General features: G+C 74.7%; 19 protein-coding genes. 9 read left to right on the top strand and 10 right to left on the bottom strand.

The features are described 5' to 3' along the window. Positions 1 to 7 precede the first annotated feature (7 nt). Genes O7606_RS21905 through O7606_RS21890 form a run of 4 tightly spaced genes read left to right on the top strand, consistent with a single transcriptional unit; the run spans position 8 to position 6,484 of the window. A complete protein-coding gene (locus O7606_RS21905; RefSeq protein WP_281595902.1) occupies positions 8 to 1,726 on the top strand; it encodes an acyclic terpene utilization AtuA family protein in 1,719 nt (572 codons plus the stop codon). Beyond that, positions 1,723 to 3,324 carry a carboxyl transferase domain-containing protein gene (locus tag O7606_RS21900; protein WP_281595901.1) on the top strand — a complete coding sequence of 534 codons (1,602 nt, stop codon included), beginning with the start codon at positions 1,723 to 1,725 and terminating at the stop codon, positions 3,322 to 3,324. Before O7606_RS21905 ends, O7606_RS21900 begins: the two co-directional genes overlap by 4 nt. Positions 3,325 to 3,350: 26 nt before the next feature. Beyond that, positions 3,351 to 5,321, top strand: a complete 1,971-nt coding sequence (locus O7606_RS21895; protein ID WP_281595900.1) for a biotin carboxylase N-terminal domain-containing protein — start codon at positions 3,351 to 3,353, stop codon at positions 5,319 to 5,321. Further along, positions 5,318 to 6,484 (top strand): acyl-CoA dehydrogenase family protein, encoded by a 1,167-nt coding sequence (locus O7606_RS21890; RefSeq protein ID WP_281595899.1) that lies wholly within the window; start codon positions 5,318 to 5,320, stop codon positions 6,482 to 6,484. The genes O7606_RS21895 and O7606_RS21890 overlap by 4 nt, the downstream gene beginning before the upstream one ends. 69 nt (positions 6,485 to 6,553) lie before the next feature. Here O7606_RS21890 and O7606_RS21885 read toward each other — a convergent pair whose 3' ends face one another. Beyond that, positions 6,554 to 8,338: an alpha/beta hydrolase gene (locus O7606_RS21885; RefSeq protein WP_281595898.1), complete on the bottom strand. Its 1,785-nt coding sequence runs from the start codon at positions 8,336 to 8,338 to the stop codon at positions 6,554 to 6,556. Positions 8,339 to 8,519: 181 nt separating this feature from the next. Between O7606_RS21885 and O7606_RS21880 the strand changes: the two genes are divergently transcribed. Further along, on the top strand, positions 8,520 to 8,849 hold the full coding sequence (locus tag O7606_RS21880) for a hypothetical protein (RefSeq protein WP_281595897.1): 330 nt from the start codon (positions 8,520 to 8,522) through the stop codon (positions 8,847 to 8,849). A 31-nt stretch (positions 8,850 to 8,880) separates the two neighbouring features. Here O7606_RS21880 and O7606_RS21875 read toward each other — a convergent pair whose 3' ends face one another. The 7 genes from O7606_RS21875 to O7606_RS21845 form a co-directional block, all read right to left on the bottom strand. Then, on the bottom strand, positions 8,881 to 10,428 hold the full coding sequence (locus O7606_RS21875; RefSeq protein WP_281595896.1) for a serine/threonine protein kinase: 1,548 nt from the start codon (positions 10,426 to 10,428) through the stop codon (positions 8,881 to 8,883). 31 nt (positions 10,429 to 10,459) lie between these two features. Next, positions 10,460 to 10,918, bottom strand: a complete 459-nt coding sequence (locus O7606_RS21870) for a hypothetical protein (RefSeq protein WP_281595895.1) — start codon at positions 10,916 to 10,918, stop codon at positions 10,460 to 10,462. Positions 10,919 to 11,017: 99 nt separating this feature from the next. Further along, positions 11,018 to 14,629 carry an adenylate/guanylate cyclase domain-containing protein gene (locus O7606_RS21865; protein WP_281595894.1) on the bottom strand — a complete coding sequence of 1,204 codons (3,612 nt, stop codon included), beginning with the start codon at positions 14,627 to 14,629 and terminating at the stop codon, positions 11,018 to 11,020. Beyond that, the gene (locus O7606_RS21860) at positions 14,626 to 15,459 is read right to left on the bottom strand and encodes an MBL fold metallo-hydrolase (protein WP_281595893.1); all 834 of its coding nucleotides are present in this window, start codon (positions 15,457 to 15,459) and stop codon (positions 14,626 to 14,628) included. The genes O7606_RS21865 and O7606_RS21860 overlap by 4 nt, the downstream gene beginning before the upstream one ends. A 66-nt stretch (positions 15,460 to 15,525) precedes the next feature. Continuing rightward, a complete protein-coding gene (locus O7606_RS21855) occupies positions 15,526 to 15,984 on the bottom strand; it encodes a RidA family protein (protein WP_281599799.1) in 459 nt (152 codons plus the stop codon). 5 nt (positions 15,985 to 15,989) lie between these two features. Further along, positions 15,990 to 16,145, bottom strand: coding sequence for a DUF4177 domain-containing protein (locus O7606_RS21850; RefSeq protein ID WP_281595892.1), 156 nt, complete (start codon positions 16,143 to 16,145; stop codon positions 15,990 to 15,992). Positions 16,146 to 16,190: 45 nt separating this feature from the next. Next, entirely contained in the window at positions 16,191 to 16,676 is a 486-nt protein-coding gene (locus tag O7606_RS21845) for a hypothetical protein (protein WP_281595891.1), read from the bottom strand. A gap of 401 nt (positions 16,677 to 17,077) precedes the next feature. Between O7606_RS21845 and O7606_RS21840 the strand changes: the two genes are divergently transcribed. The 3 genes from O7606_RS21840 to O7606_RS21830 are packed head-to-tail and all read left to right on the top strand — an operon-like array spanning position 17,078 to position 20,028. Next, positions 17,078 to 17,821 carry a hypothetical protein gene (locus O7606_RS21840; protein ID WP_281595890.1) on the top strand — a complete coding sequence of 248 codons (744 nt, stop codon included), beginning with the start codon at positions 17,078 to 17,080 and terminating at the stop codon, positions 17,819 to 17,821. A gap of 26 nt (positions 17,822 to 17,847) precedes the next feature. Then, on the top strand, positions 17,848 to 18,825 hold the full coding sequence (locus tag O7606_RS21835) for an ArsA-related P-loop ATPase (protein WP_281595889.1): 978 nt from the start codon (positions 17,848 to 17,850) through the stop codon (positions 18,823 to 18,825). 57 nt (positions 18,826 to 18,882) lie between these two features. Next, the gene (locus O7606_RS21830) at positions 18,883 to 20,028 is read left to right on the top strand and encodes an ArsA-related P-loop ATPase (RefSeq protein ID WP_281595888.1); all 1,146 of its coding nucleotides are present in this window, start codon (positions 18,883 to 18,885) and stop codon (positions 20,026 to 20,028) included. Between the two features lie 48 nt (positions 20,029 to 20,076). Here O7606_RS21830 and O7606_RS21825 read toward each other — a convergent pair whose 3' ends face one another. After that, positions 20,077 to 20,397: a WhiB family transcriptional regulator gene (locus O7606_RS21825; protein ID WP_281595887.1), complete on the bottom strand. Its 321-nt coding sequence runs from the start codon at positions 20,395 to 20,397 to the stop codon at positions 20,077 to 20,079. Positions 20,398 to 20,801: 404 nt separating this feature from the next. Between O7606_RS21825 and O7606_RS21820 the strand changes: the two genes are divergently transcribed. Continuing rightward, a complete protein-coding gene (locus tag O7606_RS21820; RefSeq protein WP_281595886.1) occupies positions 20,802 to 23,216 on the top strand; it encodes a transglycosylase domain-containing protein in 2,415 nt (804 codons plus the stop codon). A 159-nt stretch (positions 23,217 to 23,375) separates the two neighbouring features. Here O7606_RS21820 and O7606_RS21815 read toward each other — a convergent pair whose 3' ends face one another. Beyond that, on the bottom strand, positions 23,376 to 23,831 hold the full coding sequence (locus tag O7606_RS21815) for a GatB/YqeY domain-containing protein (RefSeq protein ID WP_281595885.1): 456 nt from the start codon (positions 23,829 to 23,831) through the stop codon (positions 23,376 to 23,378). Positions 23,832 to 23,849 lie beyond the last annotated feature (18 nt).

Below are 23,849 nucleotides of genomic sequence, written 5' to 3'. Positions count from 1 at the left end.
TACCCGCGTGATCCGCATCGGCAACGCGTCCGGTTTCTACGGAGACCGGTTCGACGCCTGGCGGGAGATGCTCACCGGCGGTGAGCTGGACGTGCTGACCGGCGACTACCTCGCCGAGCTGACCATGCTCATCCTCGGCCGGGACCGGCAGCGCGACCCCGCCCTCGGCTACGCGAGGACCTTCCTCGGGCAGCTCGAGGACACCCTCGGCGTCGCGCTGGAACGCGGCGTCACGATCGTCACCAACGCCGGTGGCCTGAACCCCGCCGGGTTGGCCGCCGCGATCGGGTCGCTCGCCGACCGGCTCGGCCTCACCGTCCGGATCGGGTACGTCGAAGGCGACGCGCTGACCCGGCCGGGCGCGTTGACCGCGAACGCGTACCTGGGCGGGTTCGGCATCGCGGCGTGCCTACGGGCCGGGGCGGACGTGGTGGTCACCGGCCGGGTCACCGACGCCTCGCTGGTGGTCGGCCCCGGGATCGCCCGGTACGGCTGGGGCCACGACGACCTGGACGCGCTCGCCGGCGCCACCGTCGCCGGCCACCTGATCGAGTGCGGGGCGCAGGTGACCGGCGGGAACTTCAGCTTCTTCACCGAGCTGCCGGACGGCGGCCGGCGCCCCGGCTTCCCGGTCGTCGAGCTGCGCCCGGACGGCTCGTCGGTGCTCACCAAGCACCCGGGCACCGGCGGGGCGGTCACCGTGGAGACAGTCACCGCTCAGCTCCTGTACGAGGTCGACGGGCCGGCGTACCTCGGGCCGGACGTGACGACCCGGCTCGACACGGTCACCCTCACCCCGGACGGCCCCGACCGGGTACGCGTCGACGGCGTGCGGGGCGCGCCACCGCCGGGCACCCTGAAGGTCGGCGTGACCACCCTCGGCGGCTTCCGCAACTCGATGACGTTCGTCCTCTGTGGACTGGACGTCCCGGCCAAGGCGGCGCTGGTACGGGAGCAGGTGGCGGCGGCGGTCGGCCCGGAGGGGCTGGAGTTCCGGCTGGCCCGCACCGACCACGTCGACGCGACGGACACCGAGACGGCGAGCGCGCTGCTGCACGTACACCTGCGCGACGGCGACCGGGCGCGGGCCGGGCGGGCCTTCTCGGCCGCCGCGGTGGAGCTGGCCCTGGCCTCGTACCCGGGCTGCACGGTGACGACGCCGCCGGGGGACGCCGTCCCGTACGGGGTGTTCAGCGTCGACACCGTCCCGCAGGACGCGGTGGACCACGTCGCCGTCCTGCCCACCGGCGAGCGCCTCGCCGTCCCGCCCCCCAGGCGCAGGGAAGGAAGTTCTCCGGTACCCCCGGCGTCAGCAGGGGGCCCTTCCTCGCCTGCGGGCGGACCGACGCGGCGGGGCGCGCTGGGCGAGGTGGTGGGGGCCCGGTCGGGCGACAAGGGCGGGGACGCCAACCTCGGCGTGTGGGCGCGCGGCGACGAGACGTACGGCTGGCTGCGCGGCTGGCTCACCGTCGAACGGCTCCGCGAGCTGCTGCCGGAGACCGCCGACCTGCCCGTGGAACGCTACGAGCTGCCGAACCTGCGGGCGGTGAACTTCGTGCTCCGGGGGCTGCTCGGCGCGGGGGTGGCCGCCTCCACCCGGTTCGACCCGCAGGCCAAGGCGCTCGGTGAGCTGCTGCGCGCCCGGATCGTCGACCTGCCCGTGACGCTGCCCAGGGGGCCGGCGGCGGCGCGGGAAGCTGGCCGCGCGGGCGGTGACCGACGGTGACCGTGTTGCGCAGCGCGGTCGACCCGACCTCGGCCGCCCACCGGGCGAACCGGGCCGCCCTGCTGGAGCGGCTGGCCGAGCTGGAGGCGGCGCTCGACCAGGCCCGCGCGGGCGGCGGCGGGAAGTACGTGGCCCGGCACCACGGGCGCGGCAGGCTGCTGCCCCGGGAGCGCATCGAGCTGCTGCTCGACCCGGACAGCCCGTTCCTGGAGCTGTCGCCGGTGGCCGGGTACGGCACGGACTTCCCGGTCGGGGCGAGCGTGGTGACCGGCGTCGGGGTGGTCGAGGGCGTGGAGTGCCTGATCCTCGCCAACGACCCGACGGTGCGCGGCGGCGCGGTCAACCCGTGGTCGCTGGCGAAGACCCGGCGGGCCGGCGAGATCGCGTACGCGAACCGGCTGCCGATGGTGAACCTGGTCGAGTCGGCCGGCGCGGACCTGCCCACCCAGGCGGAGATCTTCATCCCGGGTGGCCGGGTGTTCCGGGACCTGACCCGGCTCTCCGCCGCGAAGATCCCCACCGTCAGCGTGGTGTTCGGCAACGCCACCGCCGGCGGCGCGTACATCCCGGGCATGTCGGACCAGACCATCATGATCCGCGACCGGTCGCAGGTGTACCTGGCCGGGCCGCCGCTGGTGAAGATGGCCACCGGTGAGGACGCCGACGACGAGTCGCTGGGCGGCGCGGCGATGCACGCCGGCACGTCCGGCCTGGCCGACTTCCTGGCCGAGGACGAGCCGGACGCCATCCGGCTGGCCCGGCGGTGCGTACGCCGGCTGAACCGGCGCAAGTCGGGCCCGCCGCCGCGCGACCCGACGCCCGAGCCGCCGAGGTACGACCCGGAGGAGCTGCTCGGCATCGTCAGCGCCGACCTGAAGGTGCCGTTCGACCTGCGCGAGGTGCTCGCCCGGGTGCTCGACGGCAGCGAGTTCGACGAGTTCAAGCCGGCGTACGGCACGGCGCTGGTCACCGGCTGGGGCGAGCTGCACGGGTACCCGGTCGGGGTGCTGGCCAACGCCCGGGGCGTGCTGTTCAGCGCGGAGGCGCAGAAGGCGACCCAGTTCATCCAGCTCGCCAACGCCACCGACACCCCGCTGGTGTTCCTCCAGAACACCACCGGCTACATGGTCGGCGCCGAGTACGAGCAGGGCGGCATCATCAAGCACGGCGCGATGATGATCAACGCGGTGTCGAACTCGACGGTGCCGCACCTGACGGTCAACCTCGGCGCGTCGTACGGGGCCGGCAACTACGGCATGTGCGGCCGGGCGTACGACCCGCGTTTCCTGTTCACCTGGCCGAACGCGAAGTCGGCGGTGATGGGGCCGGCGCAGTTGGCCGGGGTGCTGTCCATCGTGGCCCGGCAGGCCGCCGCCGCCCGGGGACGCGACTACGACGAGGACTCCGACGCCGCGATGCGGGCGATGGTCGAGCAGCAGATCGAGTCGCAGTCGGCGGCGCTGTTCCTGTCCGGCCGGCTCTACGACGACGGGGTGATCGACCCGCGGGACACCCGGACCGTCCTCGGTCTCTGTCTCTCGGCGGTCCACAACGCGCCGGTGCGGGGCGGCGACGGCTTCGGCGTCTTCCGGATGTAGCAGGTGAGCGCGAGGGGATATCACCGATGATCACCAGACTGCTCGTCGCCAACCGGGGCGAGATCGCCCGCCGGGTCTTCGCCGCCTGCCGGGCGCTGGGCGTCGAGACCGTCGCCGTGCACTCCGACGCGGACGCCGACGCGCCGTTCGTCGCCGAGGCCGACCACGCGGTACGCCTGCCCGGGAACGCGCCGGCCGAGACGTACCTGCGGATAGACCTGATCCTGGACGCGGCCCGGCGCTGCGGCGCGGACGCCGTCCACCCGGGTTACGGGTTCCTCGCCGAGCACGCCGGGTTCGCGGCGGCGGTGGTCGACGCCGGGCTGACCTGGGTCGGGCCGCCACCCGCGGCGATCGCCGCGATGGGCGACAAGCTGGCGGCCAAGGCGCTGCTCGCCGACGCGGGCGTGCCGATGCTGCCCACCTGGACCGACGCCGACCAGGTCACCGACTTCCCGGTGCTGGTCAAGGCGTCCGCCGGGGGCGGCGGCCGGGGCATGCGGATCGTCCGGGACGCCGCCGGGCTGGCCGACGCGGTGGCCTCCGCCGGGCGGGAGGCGGCCGGCGCGTTCGGCGACGGCACGGTCTTCGTGGAGCGGTACGTCGAGCGCGGCCGGCACGTCGAGGTGCAGATCCTCGGCGACACGCGCGGCACGGTGCTGGCCCTCGGCGAACGGGACTGCTCGATCCAGCGCCGGCACCAGAAGATCGTCGAGGAGGCCCCGGCGGCGCTCCCGCCGGAGCTGCGGGAGCGGCTGCACGCGGCGGCGGTGGCCGCCGGCCGGGCGGTCGGCTACGTCGGGGCGGGCACCGTCGAGTTCCTGCTCGCCCCGTCCGGGGAGTTCTTCTTCCTGGAGATGAACACCCGGCTCCAGGTGGAGCACCCGGTCACCGAGGCGGTCACCGGCCTGGACCTGGTCAGGCTGCAACTGCTGGTCGCCGAGGGCGGGCCGACGCCGCTGGCGGCGACCCCGCCGCCGACCGGCCACGCCATCGAGGTACGGCTGTGCGCCGAGGACCCGGCCCACGACTGGCGACCGGCCACCGGCGTGCTGCGCCGGTTCACCGTGCCCGGGGTGACCGGTGGCTTCGCCCCGACCACCGGGCTGCGCCTGGACTCGGGGGTGACGGCCGGCTCGACGGTGGGCGTGCACTACGACTCGATGCTGGCGAAGCTGGTCGCCTGGGGGCCGACCCGGGCCGAGGCGGCCCGGCTGCTGGCCGGCGCGCTGGCCCGCGCCGAGCTGCACGGCGTCACCACCAACCGGGACCTGCTGGTCCGGGTGCTGCGCAGTCCCGCGTTCACCGCCGGGCCGGTCGACACCGGTTTCCTGGACCGGCACCCGGAGGTGTTCGCCCCGCTGCTGGCCGACGCCGACGTGCCGGTGGCCGCGCTGGCCGCCGCGCTCGCCTCGGCCGCCGCCCGCCGGGCCGCCGCCCCGGCGCTGCGCTCGCTGCCGTCGGGGTGGCGCAACGTGCCGGCGTTCCCGCAGGTCGCCCGGTTCACCGACCGGGACGGCGGCGAGGTCGAGGTCCGCTACCGGCTGGACCGGACGGGCGGACTCGCCGAATGCGCCACCGACCCGCCGCTCGGACGCGCCGTCGCGCTGGTGGCGGCCACCCCGGACCGGGTGACGCTGGACGTCGACGGGGTGCGCCGCGGGTGGCGCGTACACCGGGTGGGGTCGACGGTCTTCGTGGACGGCCCGGACGGGGCGACGACCCTGACCGGGCTGCCGCGCTTCCCCGACCCGCGGCGCGGGCTGGCCGCCGGTTCCCTGGTCGCGCCGCTGCCCGGCGCGGTGACCCGGGTGCACGTCACCGTCGGGCAGCGGGTCCGCGCCGGCGAGCCGCTGCTGACCCTGGAGGCGATGAAGCTGGAACACCAGGTGCTCGCCCCGGTCGACGGGGTGGTCGCCGCCCTGCCGGCGCCGCCCGGCGACCAGGTCGACACCGGCGCCGTGCTGGCGGTGGTGAACCCCGAGGAGGACCGATGACCGTCTTCGACCTCACCGACGAGCAGGAGCAGCTCCGGGCCGCGGCGCGGGCGCTGGGCCGACGGTACGGTCACCGGTACTTCGTCGGGAAGGCGAAGGCCGGCGAGCACACCACCGAGCTGTGGGCGGAAGCCGGCCGGCTCGGCTACCTCGGCGTCAACATCCCCACCGCGTACGGCGGCGGAGGCGGCGGCATCACCGAGCTGGCGATCGTCTGCGAGGAGCTGGCCGCGGCCGGCTGCCCGCTGCTGCTGCTCGTGGTCTCCCCCGCCATCGCCGGCACCGTGCTCGCCCGGCACGGCACCGAGGAGCAGCGCGCCCGTCACCTGCCCGGCCTGGCCGACGGCTCCCAGAAGATCGCCTTCGCGATCACCGAGCCGGAGGCCGGGTCGAACTTCCACCGGCTGGCCACGGTGGCCCGCCGCGACGGCGACGACTGGCTGCTCTCCGGCCGCAAGTGCTACATCTCCGGCGTCGACGAGGCGGGGCACGTGCTGGTGGTCGCGCGCACCGCCGACGCCGCCTCCGGCAAGCTCCAGCCGGCGCTGTTCCTGGTGCCGACCGACGCGGCCGGGCTGACCATGTCCAGACTGGACATGGAGGTCGTCTCCCCGGAGCAGCAGTTCCTGCTCTACCTCGACGACGTGCGGCTGCCGGCCGACGCGCTGGTCGGCGGCTCGCCCGACGCCGGGCTGCCGGCGCTGTTCGCCGGGCTCAACCCGGAACGGATCACGGTCGCCGCGATGAGCGTCGGCACCGGCCGGTACGCGATCGAGCGCGCGTCCGGGTACGCCCGTGCCCGTACCGTCTGGGGTGGCCGCAGCATCGGCTCGCACCAGGGGGTGTCGCATCCGCTGGCGCACGCGGCCATCCAGGTGGAGCTGGCCCGGCTGATGGTCTACCAGGCGGCGGCCCGGTACGACGCCGGCCGGGACGCCGACGCCGGGGTCGCCGGCAACATGGCCAAGTACGCCGCCGCGGAGGCCGCCGCGCTGGCCGTGGACACCGCCGTGCAGGCACACGGCGGCGCGGGCCTGACCACCGAGTACGGCGTCGCCACCCTGCTCGGCGCGGTACGGGCCAGCCGGATCGCCCCGGTCAGCCGGGAGATGATCCTCAACTTCGTCGCCCAGCACGTGCTCGGCCAGGACCGCTCGTACTGACGGCTCAGCCCGGGGCGCGGCAGGCGACGTCGGCGCGGGACCAGCCGTCCCGCGCCGACGCCCGGACCGTCAGCCGAGCGGCGGGGCGACCACCGGCGGCAGCCGCTTCGGCCCGCCCCGGCCGGGCCGGCCCCGCCCGACCAGACCGTCGGCCGGGTTGGCGCGCAGGGTGGCCGCCGGTCCGGTCGACGCCGTGGCGAACGGTTGGAGGTCACCGACACAGACCGTCCCCTCGGCCGGGGGCGTCCCGGTCAGCAGGTACCTGTCGACCGCGCCGGTCACGCAGACCGAGGTGCCGTACGCGGTGTGCCCCCAACTGTCGCTGCTGAGCAGTCGGCTGTTCGGCAGGCTCCGGGCGGCGCTCACCGCGCCCTGGTAGTTGGTCGACGGGTCCCAGTAGTTGCCGACCACCAGCACCGGCGCCCCGGTACGCCTGTCGAACGGCCCGAGGTAGGCGTCCTCGTCACGCACCGTCCACGTGTCGCGGGCGCACGGCGAGCTGACCCAGCTCCACAACCGACCGAAGTACGGGTCCCGCCGGTCGGCCCGGTCGGCGAACGCCGGCCAGAGCATCGCGTCACCCGGGTGGTACGCGTCGGTGCAGTCCACCCCGAGGAACGTCTCCAGCCCGTTGACGTAGTCGTCGTCGTACCGGGCGACCTGGGCGCGGGCCCGCGCGACCCGGTCGAGCAGGGCCGCCGAGACCGTGCCGCGGCGGGCCTTCGTGGCGTCCGGGTCGGTCAGCACGAGCAGGTCGGCGACCATCGCCACCAGCGGCTCGTAGCCGGCCGGACTGTAGAGCATGATCAGGGCGTTGGCGACGAAGTCGGAGTACCGGAAGGTGACCGGCCCGGCGTCCGGGTCCTCGATCACCACGGGCTTCGCCCGCAACCGCTGCGCCACCAGGTCGAAGCTGGCCGCCGGGTCGCCACCGCCGAGCGGGCAGCCCGCCGCGCCGGCCTTCGCGCACCGGGCCAGCACCTCACGCAGCGCCCGGTACGCGCCCTCGCCGCTGCGCAGCCGGTCCTCCTGGGTGGTGGCGGCCGAGTTCGGCTTGCCGACCCACTCCCGGGGGCCGAGCACCCCGTCGATCACCAGCGCCCGGAACCGGTCCGGGAACATGTTCGCGTACTGCTGCCCGAGGGCGGAGCCGTAGCTGAAGCCGAGGTAGCTGAGCTTGCGGTCACCGACCGCGCGACGCAGCACGTCCATGTCCCGGGCGACCTGGGCGGTCGACATCGCGCCGCTGAGCGGCTGCCCGGTGGTGGAGCAGGCCCGGCCGGCCGCCCGGGACGACGCCACGTACGCCTGCTCCTCGGCCTTCGTCCAGGGGAAGGCCACGTTGAGGCCGGCGAGCTTGCGGGCCTGCTCCTCGACGGAGGTGAAGCAGCGGATCTGCTCGCTGCCGCCCACCCCGCGCGGGTCGACGCCGACCACGTCGAAGCGGTCCAGCACGTCGTCACCGAGGAAGAACGGCGCGACGAGGGCCATCTCGGTGCCCGCCCCGCCGGGGCCGCCCGGGTTGACGAAGAGACTGCCGATCCGCCGCTGCTGGTCGCGGGCCTTGACCCGCAGCACGGCGACCTCGGTGGTCGGCCCGTCCGGCTGGTCGTAGTCCAGGGGCAGCCGGACGGTCGCGCACTCGGCGTACCCGTGGCACGGCGTCCAGTCGATCCGGGGCGTCGGCACCCGGTCGACCCGGCGGGCCTCGACCGGGCTGGTCCGCTCGGTGGGGCCCGGCCCGGCCGGGGTGTCGGGGGTGACCGGCACGGCGGTGGCCGGGCCGATCGCGAGGCCGGCGAGCATGATTCCGGCGATGCCTGCTGCGGTTCGGGATCGGGCGGTTCGTCGCATGCGGGATCCTTCCGCTGGTGGGACGGGACGGTCGCGACTGGAGCGACCCAGCCGTCACTCTATGCAACGGCGGCAACGAACGTCTGGTCGCCACGCGTCCTCCGACGTCCGGTCGACGGCGGCGGCGAGTTGACAGTGGCCGAACGGTTGACAGCGGCGGTCGGCCGACCATGCTGGACGGGTGACGCGTCTCCCCCGGTCCCGTGCCCGGCTCCTGGCGGTGGTCGCCGCCATCGTGGCGGCGGCCCTGCTGGTCGCCCTGGTGGTGCTGCGGCGGGCCGATTTCCTCGGCGTGGCCCTCGCCCTGCTGGTCGTCCTGTTCACGATGGTCGCGATGGTCGCGGTCGACACGGCCCGCCACCAGCCGCCCGGCGGCCCGCCCGGCGGCCCGGAGCCCGCGCGCCAACCGCAGGACCGCCCGCACAGCATCGACGCGGACACCCTGGAGACGTTCGACGACCCACGCATGGTGGCGGCGCTGCGGGAACGCTACCGCCGGCCGGAGCAGTGACGGCGCGACCGCCGGGGCCCGCCGCGCCGGCTCAGCGCAGGCTCAGGGTCGGCGCCGCCAGGCCGTCGACCCCCCGGCCGGCCAGGCAGCGGTACGTCGGCGCGGCGTCGGCGGGAGCCGGCGGCAGCACCTCCAGATTCCACCCGGCCGCGTACGACAGGCCGCTGGTCAGCCGGAACGTCGTCGCGCTGCACACCTGGCGGACCACCGGGTCGGCCTTCACGGCCGCGTGGTCCGCGCCGACCAGGTCGGCGGGCAGGTCACCCTCGGCGTAGCTCTCCCAGGTGTGCCGGCCGTCGCACCGCACCTCGGTGGCCTCGGCCCGCACGCCCCGCACCCGGACCGGCCCGAAGCACCTGAGCCCGTCCGCGCACCGGCCGCCCGCGGGCAGCTCGGTGGCCCCGTCCACGCAGCCGGGCAGCACGCCCGCCACCACGCCGGTGGACGGTCCGGGCTCCGGCTCGCGTGGCGGGCCGCCGATCCAGGCTCCGAGGCCGGCCGACGCGACGAGCGCGAGCGCCCCCGCCCCGCCGAGGAACCAGCGACGACGGCGGCGCGTCGGGGCCGGCACGGTCGGGTGGCCGTCCTGCGCCGGCGGCCGGGGCACGGCCGGGTCGTCCCGACCGGACGAACCGGAGGCGTCGGCGCGCCAGGGCGGGCCGTCGGCCGACCACGGCGGCGCCGGTGAGCCGTCGGCCGACCACGGCGGCGTCACCGGCGGGCCGGGGTCGACGGTGGGCCCCGGGTCGGCCGGGCCGAGCGGCAGCCGGGCCAGCAGGTTCCGCAGCTCCAGAGCGGAGGGACGGGCGGCGGGCTCGTTCGACATGCCCAGCCGGAGCACGTCGAGCAGCTCGTCGGGCACCCCGGGCAGGTCGGGGATGGGCCGGTTGAACATCTCCAGCACGGTGACCAGGCTGGGGTTGCGTTCGGCGTGCCAGCGCGGCGGCCGGCCGTGCATGACCGCGTAGAGGGTGGCGCACAGGGCGTAGACGTCCACCGCCGGCGAGGGCGGGCTGTGGCTGAACATCTCCGGCGGCGCGTACGCCGGGGTCAGCACCTCCATGGTGACCGTCGGGTCCCGCATCTCGCCCAGCACGGCCAGCCCGAAGTCGGCCAGCACCGCCGAGTTGAAGTGCGAGTGGAGGATGTTCGCCGGTTTCACGTCCCGGTGCAGCACCCCGGCGGCGTGCGAGTGCGCCAACGCGTCGGCGATCTTGACGCCAAGGTCCCGGGCCTCGGCCGGGCCGAGCGGGGAGGTCCGCATCCGCTCGGCGTACGAGCCGTCGCACAACTCCATGATCAGGTACGGGTGCTGGTCGACGGTCACCCCGACGTCGAAGAGGTCCACCACGTGCGGGTGGGACGACATCCGGCCGGCGGCCCGCGCCTCGCGCAGGAAGCGGGCCTGGTCGTGTTCGCTGTCCAGGGTGCGGTTCTCCACCTTGACCGCGACCTCACGCCCGACGGAGATCTGCACCGCCCGGTAGACGGTGGCGTAACCACCCCGGGCGAAAACCTCCAGATCCGTCAGACCGGGCACGATGGGCTTCGGCAGGGCGCCGGACGGGGTGGCGGTCACAGCTTCGAAAATACCCAACTCGTCCGGCAGCTCAGCGGCCCGCACCCGTGACCGGCGTCGATGACACCGGTCCACCGGCCGCCGCCGGGGTCACCGCCCGGGCGTCGTGACGCAGGCCGAGCGCGGTCGCCAACGCCCCCAGCCCCTCCCAGGCCGCCACCCCGAGAAACCGGCCCGGGGCGATCTCCGCGACCACCGCGATCACGAACACGACGACCGTGACCAGCCGGAACACCACCGAGAACCGGAAGAACGCCCGCCAGTCGGTGACCGCCGCGAGCAGGTAGTAGACCCCCATGTTGAACGCCGCCATCGAGGAGGCGAGCAGGAAGGCGCCGGTGTGGTCGCCGGGCGCCCGGCCGGTCGGCACGGTCAGCCCCATCAGCCCCAGCAGGCCCGCCGGCCAGAGCAACCCGAGCGCGCCCATGGTCAGGGCCAGCCCGCCGAAGACCGCGACGGTCCAGCCGGCGGCGGAACGTGGCAGCCTCATGAACGGTCCTCCTGTGCCGGAAAACCCACACGCTAGCCGCCGCCGCACGCGCAAGGAAGGGACCCTTCCGCTACACCGGGCGGTAACAAGGCGCCCTTCCTAACCTGCGGGAGCGGTCAGCCGGGCCCGCAGGGCGTCGGCGGCGGCCCGCTCGCCGCGCTGCTCCGTGGCGTACGCCAGGCGGACCGCCTCGTCGGCGGCGGCCAACGCCTCGACCGGCCGGCCGGCCGCGAGCGACGTCTCGGCCAGCACCCGCTGCGCGACCACCTGGCTGCGCACGTCCTCGGCCGGCGCGGCCACCGCCCGCCGGGCCCAGTCCAGCGCCTGCTCGATCTGACCGAGGGCGAGCAGCGCCTCGGCGTACCGGGCCACGGTCTGCCGGCGCGAGAACAGCAGCGAGGGGGCGTTGACCGCGGTGGCGACCGGGGCGAGCAACCCCACCGCGGTGCCCGGGTCACCCGCCGCCAGCCGGGCCATCGCCAGCAGCACCCGGGGCCCCACCTGGGCCGGCGCCTGCGGGTTGTGCGGCTCCACCGCGGCCAGCACCGTCCGCGCGTACCGCTCGGCGACCGCGCCGTCGCCCAGCTCCAGCGCCACGAACCCGCGCAACGTGCCGGCCATCCCGGTGAGCAGCGGATGCGCCGTCCGCTCCGCCTGCCTGAGCGCGTCGGAGAGCAGGTCGGCGGCGTGCTCCGGCTCGCCCAGCCCGCGCGCCACCACGCCCCGCACGACCAGCGCGAAGCCGCGTCCCCAGTCGTCCGAGGCGGCCACGAAGTCCCGGTACGCGCGCCGCGCCGACCGGTCCGCGTCGGCGAGCTCGCCCAACTCGGCGGCGGCGAACGCGTCGACCGCCCGGAGCGTGCCCACCGCCCACGCCTCGCCGATGCGCTCCCCGAACGGCAGGAAGATCCGCGCCAACCGGCACGCCTCGCCGAGCCGCCCGGCGAGCAGCCGGGCGAACGCGGTCGTCCCACGCAGCCAGGCCCGCCCGTACGGGTCCTTCAGCTCGGCGAAGAGCCGCGCGGCCCGGCCGAGCACGGCGTCGGTGCCGGCGAAGTCGCCCCGGGTGGTGGTCACCCAGGCCAGGTTCTGCAACGACCACGCCTGCCCGCGTGGGTCCTGCGCGGCCAGGCTGACCTGGTACGCGGCGGCCAGCCGGCTGCTCGCCTGACCGAGCCGGCCGCTGACGAAGTCCGCCATCCCGAGCCGCCGCATCGCCGAGGCACGCAGGGTGGGCAGCTCGGCGGCGGCGGCCACCTGCAACGCCTCCTGCCAGCTCGCCACCGCCCGGCCCAGGTCACCCAGGTTCTGGTACGCCTGCCCGGCGAGCAGCAGCGCGCTGGCCCGGGTCGCCCCGTCGTCGGCCGCGTTCGCGGCGAGCTTCTCGGCGGAGGCCAACGCGTCGGTGGCCCGTCCGATCTGGAGCAGCGCCCGGGCGTGCACCAGGCGGTCGGCCACCGGCAGCCCGTCCCGGGCCAGCTCGGCGGCGCGTTCGGCGTACTCGACGGCCAGCGCCGGCTCCCCGGCGGACAGCGAGCGGCGGGCAGCCCGGCCGAGCGCGTCGACCCCCAGCGGGGCCACCGTCCGGGCCGGCGCGTCCGGCCGCAGCTTGACCGCGTCGGCCAGCGCGGTGGCCCGCTCGGCGTGCTCGGCCACGAACGCGTCCCGGGCGGCCTCGGTGAACCCGGCCGGCGGCGCGGGCACGGGCGCCGCGTCGTCGCCGACCGCCGCGGCCCAGCGGACCAGCGCGGCGTGCCGGTCCGCCGCGTCGGCCTTGCTGACCCCGGCGTACGCGGCCTCACGCATCAGCGGGGTGGCGAAGGACCACCCGGTCCGGGTCCGGTGCAGCATCCGGCGTTGCAGCAGCTCCTCCACGGCCCGGTCCAGCTCCACCGCCACCACCGCCGCCGGTCGGCCGTCCCGCCCGGTCCGGCGCTCGCGCAGCGCCTCCAGGGTGCCGGCCGGCACGGTGTCGCCGACCACCGCGGCGTCCCGCAGCACCGAGCGCGCCTCGGCGGGCAGGGCGTCGATCCGGGCCGCCAGGACGGCGGCGAGGTCCCGGGAGAGCAGCCGGCTGCCCAGCGAGCCCGGCGCCAGCCGCCAGGTGGCCGCGCCGGTGGCGTCCCGCTCCGCCCCGGCGGTCAGCGCGCCCCGCTCCATCAGCAGGGTCACCAGCTCGGCCAGGTAGAACGGGTTGCCCTGGGCGGTGGCGAGCAGCCGGTCGGTGTCCGGCTGGGGCAGCTTCCCCCCGCCGAGGTACGTGGTGAGCAGCCGGGAGGCGTCCGCTCCGCGTAGCGGCGGCAGCGCGTGCACCTCGGCGTCGGCCAGCCGGGTCAGCGCCCCGGCCCTGCGGACCAGCTCCGGTCGGCCGAGCAGCAGCACCAGCACCGGCCCGGTCAGCCGGGACAGGGTCACCCCCAGCGCGCCGATGGTGTCCCCGGTGGCGTCGTGCAGGTCGTCGACGACCATCACCAGCGGAGCCTCGGCGGCCAGCGCGCTCAGCAGCGCGGCCACGGCCGCCGGCGCCGCCTCGGCGTCCGGGGACGGGTTGGCGCCGTTCCACTCGGCGTCGTCGGCCGGGCCGCCGTGCGCGCCGGGCAGGTCGACGTAGCCGAGCAGGGCCAGCAACTGGTCGGTGGCCAGCGGCGGCGGGGCGGGGCGCAGCCGGGCCAGCCGCTGCCCGAGCCGGCGCAGGCGTTCCTCCACGGCCGGCCGGGTCATCGCCGTCGCGGTGTCGTCGCCGGGCAACCCGACCGCGGCCCGCACCAGGTCGGCCAGCGGCGCGAACCGGCGGCGCTCACCGAAGGCCGCGCAGCGCACCGACAGCACCCGCGCGCCGGTGTGCGCGGCGTACCGGCCGGGCCCGACGTCGTACCCGGCGGCGAGGCGTTCCACCTCGGCGGCGAACCGGGACTTGCCGATGCCCGCCTCGGCGGTCATCAGCAGCACCCCCGGCTCACCCCGGTCGATCACCTCGGCGAGCCGGCCGGCGACCCGGCCGACCTCGGCCTCCCGGCCGACGAAGGGCGCCTCGTCACCGAGACCGGAGCGGGTGCCCGGGGCGTCCAGGAGGCCGAGCAGCTCGTACGCCTCGACCGGCTCGCGTTTGCCCTTGAGCCGCAGCGGGCGCAACGCCCGCCAGGAGGTGACGTGCCGGGTCGCGGCGGAGGTACGCGGACCCGCGTACACGGCGCCGACGGCGGCGGCGTCGGCCAGCCGGGCGGCGGTGTTCACGGTGTCCCCGATGACCGTGTACTCGATGGCGGCCTGGATGCCGGCGATCACGTCCCCGGTGTTCAACCCGACCCGCAGGCCCAGCGGCGCGCCGCCGCCGCGTTCGTCGTCGAGCACCCGGCGGACCGCCCGCTGCATGGACAACGCGGCCCGGACGGCCCGCTCGGCGTCGTCCTCGTGGGCCACCGGCGCGCCGAAGACCGCCATGATCCCGTCGCCGGTCAGCTTGTCGACGTGCCCGCCGAAGGTCTTCACCGCGCCCGCCAGCGCGGCGAGCACCCGGTCGGTGACCGCGCCGACCCGCTCCGGGTCGAGGTCCTCCGACCAGGAGGTGAAGTCGGAGAGGTCACCGAAGAGGACGGTGACCACCCGGCGCTCGGCGGCCGGGAGGGTCGCCGCGGCCGGCAGGGCGGCCCCGCAGTTGTGGCAGAACCGCGCCCCCGGGACGGCGACGGTGCCACACACCGGGCAGGTCACGGCCGACCTGTCCGCGGCTCGTCAGGGTCGACCCCGGGACGCTCGCGGTCGAGGTGCGCGAGCTGGGCGCGGACCGACAGCTCGGCCGCCCACCACAGCGTCCGGTCCACGTCGGCGTAGACCGCGGCGACCACCTCGGCCGGGGTGGTCGCCCCGGCGGCCACCGCCTGCCGGACCTGGTCGAGCCGGGCGTGGCGGTGGGCCAGGTAGAACCCGGCGGCCGCCCCGCAGTCGGCCAGCGCCGGGCCGTGTCCCGGCAGCGCCGGGACGCCCCGGTACGCGGCCAGCCGGCTCAGGCTGGCCAGGTAGTCGGTCAGGTCGCCGTCGGGGTGGGCGACCACGGTGGTGCCCCGGCCGAGGATGGTGTCCCCGGTCAGCACCACCTGACCGTCGCCCCGCCCGACCAGGAAGCAGACCGAGTCGGCGGTGTGCCCGGGGGTCGACAGCAGCTCGATCCGCAGGTCGTCACCGGTGGACAGGTCCGCTTCGGCCAGCGGCGGGGCGGCGTGGCAGTGCGCCGGGTCGACGGCCCGCACCGGCGCGCCGCCGAGCAGCTCGGCGAGCCGGGCCGCGCCCTCGGTGTGGTCCGGGTGCCCGTGGGTGATCAACACGAGTCGGATCGGCGCGTGGGCGGCGATCCGGGCCAGGTGCCCCTCGTCGGCGGGACCCGGATCGACCACGATCCGGCCCGGGCCGTCCGGCGTGCCCAGGATCCAGGTGTTGGTGCCGTCCAGGGTCATCGGGCCGGGGTTCGGCGCGCGCAGCAACGTCACCCACTCCGGCAGCGTGTCCGCGAGCGCGGCCGCCGGTGTCGTCATGTGCCCCGTCATGGCTGCGATCGTACGGCCCGGACGGCGACTTCCCGCGATCTTGGAAGCCGCCCCGGGCCGGTCGGCTCAGCCGACCTCGACGACGACCTCGACCTCGACCGGGGCGTCCAGCGGCAGCTCCGCCACGCCGACCGCGCTGCGGGCGTGCCGGCCGGCCTCGCCGAAGACCGCGCCGAACAGGTCGGAAGCGCCGTTGATCACGCCGGGCTGCCCGGTGAAGCCGGGAGCCGAGGCGACGAAGCCGGTCAGCTTCACGACCTTGACCACGCTCTCCAGCCCGACCAGCGCGTCGATCGCGGCGAGCGCGTTGAGCGCGCAGCGCCGGGCGAGGTCCTTGGCCTGGTCGGCGGAGACCCCGTCGCCGACCTTGCCGGTGGCCAGGAGCTTCCCCCCGGCCATCGGGAGCTGACCGGAGACGTAGACGGTCTGCCCGGACTGCACCGCCGGCACGTAGCTGGCGACCGGGGGGACCACCTCGGGCAGTTCGAGGCCCAGCTCGGCGAGCTTCGCCCGGGCCCCGCTCACCCCGCTCACGCCTTGGGTCGCTTGAGGTACGCGACGAGCTGCTCCGGGTTGGGGCCGGGGATCACCGAGACGAGCTCCCACCCGTCCTCTCCCCAGTTGTCGAGGATCTGCTTGGTCGCGTGGACCAGCAGCGGGACGGTGGAGTACTCCCACTTCTGCATCGTTGCCGGGCTCCCGTGTCGTGGGGTGGATGTTCCGCCGACAGCCTACGACCCGGCCGTCGGCCGGGGCACGGGGCGCGGCTCGGCGGCGGGCGTCTCGCCGCACGGGCCCGGGTGGCCGTGGCGCTGGGGGCAGCGCGACCGGTCGGGCAGGAGCAGGTCGCAGAAGACCCGGTGGTGGTTGTTCTGGTCGTCGGCGGTGGAGACGGTGGTCTCGCCGGCGTCCAGCTCGGGCAGGAAACCGAGCGAGTCGGCCACCCGACCGGCCAGCGCGGTGGCCGCCGCCAGGTCCAGCACCCGGACCGGCAGGTGGATGACGTACCCGGTCTCGGGCTCCTCGTCGTCCCGGCCCCGGTCGACCGGCCACGACCGCGCCGCCGTCGCCGGTGACTCGACCGGCTCCGCCCAGCGCCGGTACGGTCGTTCGTTGCAGGGCGCGGCCGGGGCCGGATCGCCGTCCGCCCCCCGGCGCGGCGACCGCCGGCCACTGTCGGGAAACTGGGTGCGGGGGCTGTTCTCCGCGTCGCGCATGCGCTGCCTCCGGGCATCGTACGTGTGCCATCTGCCGCTTTCCGGGGTGGGCGTCCTGCGCCCTGTACCCGGCCCCCGCACCGCGCCCGAACGTAGGGACGAAAGCCGACATCGGCAACCGGACGCGCCCAGATCATCACTCAAAGTCATATATGCGACACCGTTGCGGTCCGGTACCGGATACCGTCCGGCATGATCTTCTCCTCCGGCGGATCCGACTCGTCGCCGCCGCCGGGCCGGACCAACGGCGCGGCGAGCGGGGCGGTGGCCCCGACCGGCACCGACACCCACGTCGACGCGACGCCCGCTACCCTCACGGGCGGGCGGGGCGCTGCCGCGCCCGTCGCGCTCACACAAGCGTCGCCAGGCCGGTGACCGCAGACCACAGTTCGGGGGAGACGATGACCCAACCGCCCCAGGGTGGCCCGTTCCCACCGCCGAGCGGTCCGCCGTTCGGCCCGCCTGGTCCCGCCGGCCCGACCGGCCCCGAGGTTCCCGCCGACCCGCCATCCACCCCGTACGGCCCGCCCGGCTCCTCCGGTCCGCCCGGCCCGGCCAGCGCCCCACCGGCGTCGTACGGCCCGCCGGGTCCCGCCGGCGCCCCACCGGGCTCGTACGGTCCGGCCGGTCCCGCCGGCCCGCCGCCGGGCCCGTACGGATCCCTCGGGCCGGCCGGGTCCCAGCCGGCGCCGGCCGCGCCGAAGCGGCGGCGTGGCCCGCTGATCGCCGTGCTGGCGCTGGTGGTCACCCTGGTGCTCTGCGGTGGCGGCGGCACCGCCGCGTTCTTCCTGCTGCGCGACACCGAGACCGGCGAGGGCGCGGCGGAGCCGGCCACCGCGGTCCAGGACTTCCTCACCGCCGTCTACCAGGAGCGGGACGCGAAACGGGCGACCGAGCTGGTCTGTTCCTCCGCCCGGGACCGGGAGCGGATCGCGGCCAAGATCACCGAGCTCGAGAAGTACGCCGACGAGCACCGCAACGCCAAGTTCAAGTGGAGCAAGCCGGCGGTCGACAACCAGACCGGCGAGCGCGCCACGGTGACCACCACGGTGACCGTGACCACCGAGGACGAGAAGGTCGCCGACCAGCAGTTGCGTTTCACCGTGGTGCAGAAGACCGGTTGGTGGGTCTGCGAGGTCGCCTGACCGGGGTCGCTGGTTAGGCTCGACGGGTGCGAGCAGCCCACCAGTCCACCGAACCGGCCGACCCCGGATGGCCGGCCCGCCTGCACGTGGTCACCGGCAAGGGGGGCACCGGCAAGACCAGCGTGGCCGCCGCGCTGGCCCTCGGCCTGGCCGCCGGCGGCCGGCGCACCCTGCTGGTGGAGGTCGAGGGGCGGCAGGGCATCGCCCAGCTCTTCGGCGTCGGCCCGCTGCCGTACGAGGAACGGCACCTGACCGACGCCCCGGGCGGCGGGGAGGTGCGGGCGCTCGCGGTGGACGCCGAGGAGGCGCTGCTGGAGTACCTCGACATGTTCTACAAGCTGGGCGCGGCCGGCCGGGCGCTGCGCAAGCTCGGCGCGATCGACTTCGCCACCACCATCGCCCCCGGCCTGCGGGACGTCCTGCTCACCGGGAAGGTGAAGGAGGCGACCAGCCGCACCGCCGGCCAGCGTCGGGTGTACGACGCGGTGGTGCTGGACGCCCCGCCGACCGGCCGGATCGGGCGGTTCCTGAACGTCACCGCCGAGACCGCCCGGTTGGCGAAGGTCGGCCCGATCAAGACCCAGAGCGAGGGGGTGGCCGCCCTGCTCCGCTCCCCGACGACCGCGGTGCACGTGGTCACCCTGCTGGAGGAGATGCCGGTCCAGGAGACGCTGGACGCCATCGCCGAGCTGACCTCGCTGGGTTTCCCGGTCGGGCGGATCGTCGTCAACGGCGCCCGGCCCGCGCTGCCCTCGGGCCGGGCCACCGGCCAGGCCGAGTTGCGGCGCGGCCTGCTCGCCGCCGGGTTGCCGGCGGACCGGGCGACGGTCGCCGGGCTGCACGCCGAGGCGGTCGACCAGGTCGTCCGGCGGGAGCTGGAGGAGACGCTCCGCGCGGAGCTGGTCGAGCTGGGGTCGCCGCTGACCGAGTTGCCGCTGCTGCCCGCCGGGGTGGACCGGGCCGGCCTGGACGTGCTGGCCGGCGCGCTCGTCCGGGCGGATTGACTCACACCTGCCCCGGCACGGCGGCAGAGAGCCCCGCGCTCCCGATACGCTCGATCGGTGCCTGCCGAAGACGCGCCGCCGCTGGACGTCGACCAGATCCTCGCCGACCCCGGCGTGCGGATCGTCGTCTGCTGCGGCGCCGGCGGCGTGGGCAAGACGACCACCGCGGCGGCGCTGGCGTTGCGCGCGGCGGAACGGCACGGCCGACGTACGGTGGTGCTCACCATCGACCCGGCCCGGCGGCTGGCCCAGTCGCTCGGCCTGACCGAGCTGGACAACACCCCCCGGCAGGTCAAGGGGATCGACGTCGAGGCCAGCGGCGGCGAGCTGTTCGCGATGATGCTCGACATGAAGCGCACCTTCGACGACGTGGTGCTCCAGCACACCGATCCGACGAAGGCGGCGGAGATCTTCGCCAACCCCTTCTACCAGGCGATGAGCTCGACCTTCGCCGGCACGCAGGAGTACATGGCGATGGAGAAGCTCGGGCAGTTGCACGCCCGGGGCGAGTGGGACCTGATCGTGGTGGACACCCCGCCGTCCCGCTCGGCGCTGGATTTCCTCGACGCGCCGGCCCGGCTGTCCCGGTTCCTCGACGGGCGGATGCTCCGGCTGCTGCTGGCCCCGGCCCGCAGCGGGGGACGCAGCATGTTCAGCCTGGTGACCGCCTCCTTCGGGATGTTCTCGAAGGTGGTGCAGAAGGTCCTCGGCGCGCAGTTGCTGACTGACCTGTCCGGTTTCGTCGCCGCGTTGGACTCGATGTTCGGCGGCTTCCGGCAGCGCGCGGAGCAGACGTACCGGATCCTCCAGGCGCGGGAGACGGCGTTCCTGCTGGTCGCGGCGCCGGAGCCGGACGCGGTCCGGGAGGCCGCCTACTTCGCCGGGCGGCTGCGGGAGGAGCGGATGCCGCTGGCCGGCCTGGTGGTCAACCGGGTGCACCGGCCGGCGGTCGACTCGCCCGACGCCGAGGAGAGTCTGGCCGCCGCGGACCGGTTGGCCGGGCTGGGCGGCCACCAGGCCACCGTGGACGTGCTGCGGGCCCACGCCGCCCTGCTCCAGCAGGCGGCCCGCGAGCAGCAGGTGGCCGCGTCGTTCACCGAGGCGTTCCCGGCGGTGCCCACGGTGGCGGTCACGGCGCAGCCCGTCGACGTGCACGACGTCGACGGGCTGCGGACGATCGGCGCGGCGATCAGCCGGGCCTGACGGTCACCGGGCGGGCACGGCGGTCGAGCGGGCCCGGCGTCGGCCGGGTCAGCCGGCGTTGACCAGGATCTTGTCCTTGCCGGCCGCCCTCTCCTTGGCGTTCTTCCTCATCGCGGCCTCGAACATCTTGCGCCAGCTCGTCACCTGCGGGTGCCGGCGCAGCAGCGCCCGGCGTTCCCGCTCGGTCATGCCGCCCCACACGCCGAACTCGATGCGGTTGTCGAGCGCGTCGGCCAGGCACTCGTACCGGACGGGGCAGCTCCGGCAGATCCGCTTCGCCACGTTCTGTTCAGCGCCCTGTACGAACAGCGCGTCCGGGTCTCCGTTCTGACACGCCGCCAGCGACGGCCAGTCAGCAATCATGCCCATCTGTAGTCGTCCCCCCTTGCAGTACCTACCGACCTCGTGCGGATCAGCCGGATTTCCCCCGGTCACCCGTGCCGGACCTTCCCCAAGGCGGCACGGACGACATGTGGCGATGTCGCCGCCTACATCATGCTCCGTAGTCAGTCGATTACGCAACGTTGTCGGCCAAATCCATCATTCCGGACACTCCAGGCTTCCTGGGCGTACGCCGCGCCGCATACCCGGCTCCGGTACGAGAAAACCCTGCGGCCGTCGGGCCGGACGGGAGACACTCGGCGGCGCTTCCCCGCAACCGCGTACCGGGGGTGGTGCGTTTAGCACAACGAGGGCAGCGCGCGCAGGAAATGGGGGAAACCCGCCCGTGAGCTGTCCAATCCCTACTCGCGTACGCTGTCGAGGTGACCTGGATGCGGAAACGTGACCACAATGTGCTGACCAACGCCGCATCGCTACTGATCTGCGGCCTGCTGGCCGGGGTGGTGGTGGCGGCCGCGGCCTTCCCCGCGGTGGCGATGTCCGGGCTGGCCGCCAAGGCGGGGGCGGAGACACTGGGCAAGCTGCCGCCGGACCTGACCGTCAAGCGGGCCCCGCAGATCACCTACCTGCTCGCCAGCGACGGCAAGACCCCGGTGGCCAGCCTCTACGACGAGAACCGTCGGGACGTGCGGCTCAAGGACGTCGCCCCGGTCATGCGGCAGGCCATCGTCGCCGCCGAGGACCACCAGTTCTACAAGCACAATGGCGTCGACTTCAAGGGCGTCGCCCGGGCGTTCGTCAACAACAGCTCCGGGGCCGCGTCCCAGCAGGGCGCCTCCACGCTCACCATGCAGTACGTCCGGCTCGCCATCGCGTACTCGGCCAGCCACCCGGCCGACGTGGTCGCCGCGACCGAGGACACCAGCGCCCGCAAGATCCGTGAGATGCAGTACGCCGTCCAGGTGGAGAAGAAGTTCTCCAAGGACGAGATCATGGAGCGCTACCTCAACATCGCCGCCTTCGGCAACGGCGCGTACGGCATCTTCGCCGCCAGTCAGGTCTACTTCGGCAAGACGCCGAGCAAGCTCAGCGTCGACGAGGCGGCCATGCTCGCCGGCATGGTGAAGGCCCCGACGAGTTTCGACCCCACCACCCCCAGCGGTTACCCGCTCGCCGTGGACCGGCGTAACTACGTCATCAACAACATGGTGAAGACCGGGGCCATCACCCAGGCCGAGGCGGACCAGGCCAAGGCGGTCAAGCTGGTGGTCAAGGGCAAGCGCGCGCCGAACGGCTGCGTGCAGAGCAAGGAGATCAGCTGGGGCTTCTTCTGCGACTACTTCTACCGCTGGTGGCTCCAGCAGGAGGAGTTCGGCTCCACCACGTACGACCGGGAGCGGCGACTCAAGAGCGGCGGCTACACCATCGTGACCAGCCTCGACGTGCAGGCGCAGCGGGGCGCGGACAAGGCGGTGCGCAAGGCCAAGCCGATCACCAGCAAGGAGGCCGCGATGGTCGCGGTGGTCGAGCCGGGCAGCGGCCGGGTCCGGGCGCTGGCGGTCAACCGGAACTTCAAACTGGACGACCCGAAGAAGCCGGTCAACAAGCCGCACAGCGACCCGAAGCAACGCAAGACCGGCAAGCGGGGCAACTACCCGAACACGGTGAACCCGCTGCTCACCGGCGGTGACGGCATCACCGGCTACCAGGCCGGCTCGACGTTCAAGATGTTCACCATCGTGGCCGCGCTGGAGAAGGGCATCCCCCTCCAGTACATGATCAATTCGCCGAAGCAGTTCAAGTCCGAGTACATCATCAGCCGCAGCTCGCCGGCCGCCTGCGAGGGCACGCACTTCTACTGCCCCACCAACTCGGTGGAGAGCATGGCCGGCCCGCACAACATGTGGGGCGCCTTCGGCCGCTCGGTGAACACCTACTTCGTCCCGCTCCAGCAGCAGGTGGGCGCGAAGAACGTGGTGAAGGTCGCGCAGAAGCTCGGCATCACCTTCCGGTCCCAGGAGGACCTGGACCTCTCCGCCACCGACGAGGCCGCCAACCAGTGGGGCGCGTTCACGCTGGGCGTCTCACAGACCACCCCGCTGGAGCTGGCGAACTCGTACGCCACGCTCGCCGCGGACGGCAAGTACTGCGAGCCGATCCCGGTGCAGAAGATCACCGGACCGGACAACAAGACCCTGGACATCGCCAACCCGCGCTGCAAGCAGGTGGTCAGCACCGAGGTGGCCCGGGCCGCCGTCGACGCCGGCCGCTGCCCGCTCGGCGACCGTTCCCCGACCACCAGGTGCACCGGCGCCACCGCGGGCAACGTGAAGGGCATCGTGGACGCGCCGGTCTCCGGCAAGTCCGGCACCACCGACTCCGAGAAGACCGCCTCGCTGGTCGCGATGACCAAGCAGTACGCGGTCGCCGGCATCATGGCCGACCCGGACTGGCCGCAGACCAACGTCAAGATGAAGCACAACCAGAAGGACGGCATCAACCCGCCGGTGTACGAGACGCTGCGCGACGCCATGAAGGGCAAGGAACGGATCAACTTCACCCCGCCCAGCGGCAAGATCATCACCGGTGACCAGCGCAGCATCCCCCGGGTCAGGTGCGAGTCGGTCGACACCGCCCGCAGCCGGCTCAAGGGCGCCGGGTTCCAGGTGACCGTCAGCGACATCCGGATCAACTCGAACTGCCCGGCGGGCAGCGTCGCCGGCACCAGCCCCGACGGCCGCACCATCAAGGGCGGAGTGGTCACCATCCAGCTCAGCAACGGCACCGCCGCCGGCAACCCCGGTGACACGCCGCCCAGCGGCGGCCCCACCAACCGCCCCGGCTGACCGCCCCCGTCGACGGGGAAGGCCCCGCCCAGCGCGCTGACCGCGTACCGGGCGGGGCCTTCCCGCGTTCACCCGCCGGCCGTCCGGCGCGGGGCGGGCCTCCCGCCTTCACCCGGGGCGGGCCTCCCGCGTTCGCCGCCGGTCGTGGGCTGGACCGGGTCAGACGGCGAGCTGACGGCGTACCTCGCCGGCCACCCGACCACCCTCGGCCCGGCCGGCCACCGCGGCCTGGGCCGCCTTCATCGCCGGACCCATCTGCCCCCGGCCGCTGAAGCCGCCCGCGGCGAGCGCCCCCGCTACCAGCTCGGCCAGCTCCGCGTCGGAGAGCTGCTTCGGCAGGTACCGCTCCAGCACCTCGCCCTCGGCGGTCTCCTTGGCCGACTGGTCGGCGCGGCCGGCGTCGGCGAACGCGGCAGCCGCCTCACGGCGCTTCTTCGCCTCCCTGGTCAGCACGGCCAGCACCTCGTCGTCGGTCAGCTCACGCTTGGCCCTCCCGGCGACCTCGGCGTTCCCGACGGCGGCCAGGGCCATCCGCAGCGTGGAGGTGGTCAGCTCGTCCCGGGCCTTGAGGGCGGCCCGCATGTCGGTGGTCAGGCGGTCCTTAAGCGTGCTCATGGTCGGTCAAACTACCCT

Source organism: Micromonospora sp. WMMD882 (genome assembly GCF_027497255.1).
Classification (GTDB): Bacteria; Actinomycetota; Actinomycetes; order Mycobacteriales; family Micromonosporaceae; genus Micromonospora.
Note: the sequence above shows the minus strand (reverse complement) of the source record. Positions and strands in the feature narration are given on the sequence as shown.

Excerpts from the sequence above, each read along its gene's own strand:
- O7606_RS21895 (WP_281595900.1), top strand. The coding sequence starts at position 3,351 with ATGATCACCAGACTGCTCGTCGCCAACCGGGGCGAGATCGCCCGCCGG.
- O7606_RS21890 (WP_281595899.1), top strand. The coding sequence starts at position 5,318 with ATGACCGTCTTCGACCTCACCGACGAGCAGGAGCAGCTCCGGGCCGCG.
- O7606_RS21885 (WP_281595898.1), bottom strand. The coding sequence starts at position 8,338 with ATGCGACGAACCGCCCGATCCCGAACCGCAGCAGGCATCGCCGGAATC.
- O7606_RS21870 (WP_281595895.1), bottom strand. The coding sequence starts at position 10,918 with ATGAGGCTGCCACGTTCCGCCGCCGGCTGGACCGTCGCGGTCTTCGGC.
- O7606_RS21860 (WP_281595893.1), bottom strand. The coding sequence starts at position 15,459 with ATGACGGGGCACATGACGACACCGGCGGCCGCGCTCGCGGACACGCTG.
- O7606_RS21850 (WP_281595892.1), bottom strand. The coding sequence starts at position 16,145 with ATGCAGAAGTGGGAGTACTCCACCGTCCCGCTGCTGGTCCACGCGACC.
- O7606_RS21845 (WP_281595891.1), bottom strand. The coding sequence starts at position 16,676 with ATGCGCGACGCGGAGAACAGCCCCCGCACCCAGTTTCCCGACAGTGGC.
- O7606_RS21840 (WP_281595890.1), top strand. The coding sequence starts at position 17,078 with ATGACCCAACCGCCCCAGGGTGGCCCGTTCCCACCGCCGAGCGGTCCG.
- O7606_RS21825 (WP_281595887.1), bottom strand. The coding sequence starts at position 20,397 with ATGGGCATGATTGCTGACTGGCCGTCGCTGGCGGCGTGTCAGAACGGA.
- O7606_RS21820 (WP_281595886.1), top strand. The coding sequence starts at position 20,802 with ATGCGGAAACGTGACCACAATGTGCTGACCAACGCCGCATCGCTACTG.
- O7606_RS21815 (WP_281595885.1), bottom strand. The coding sequence starts at position 23,831 with ATGAGCACGCTTAAGGACCGCCTGACCACCGACATGCGGGCCGCCCTC.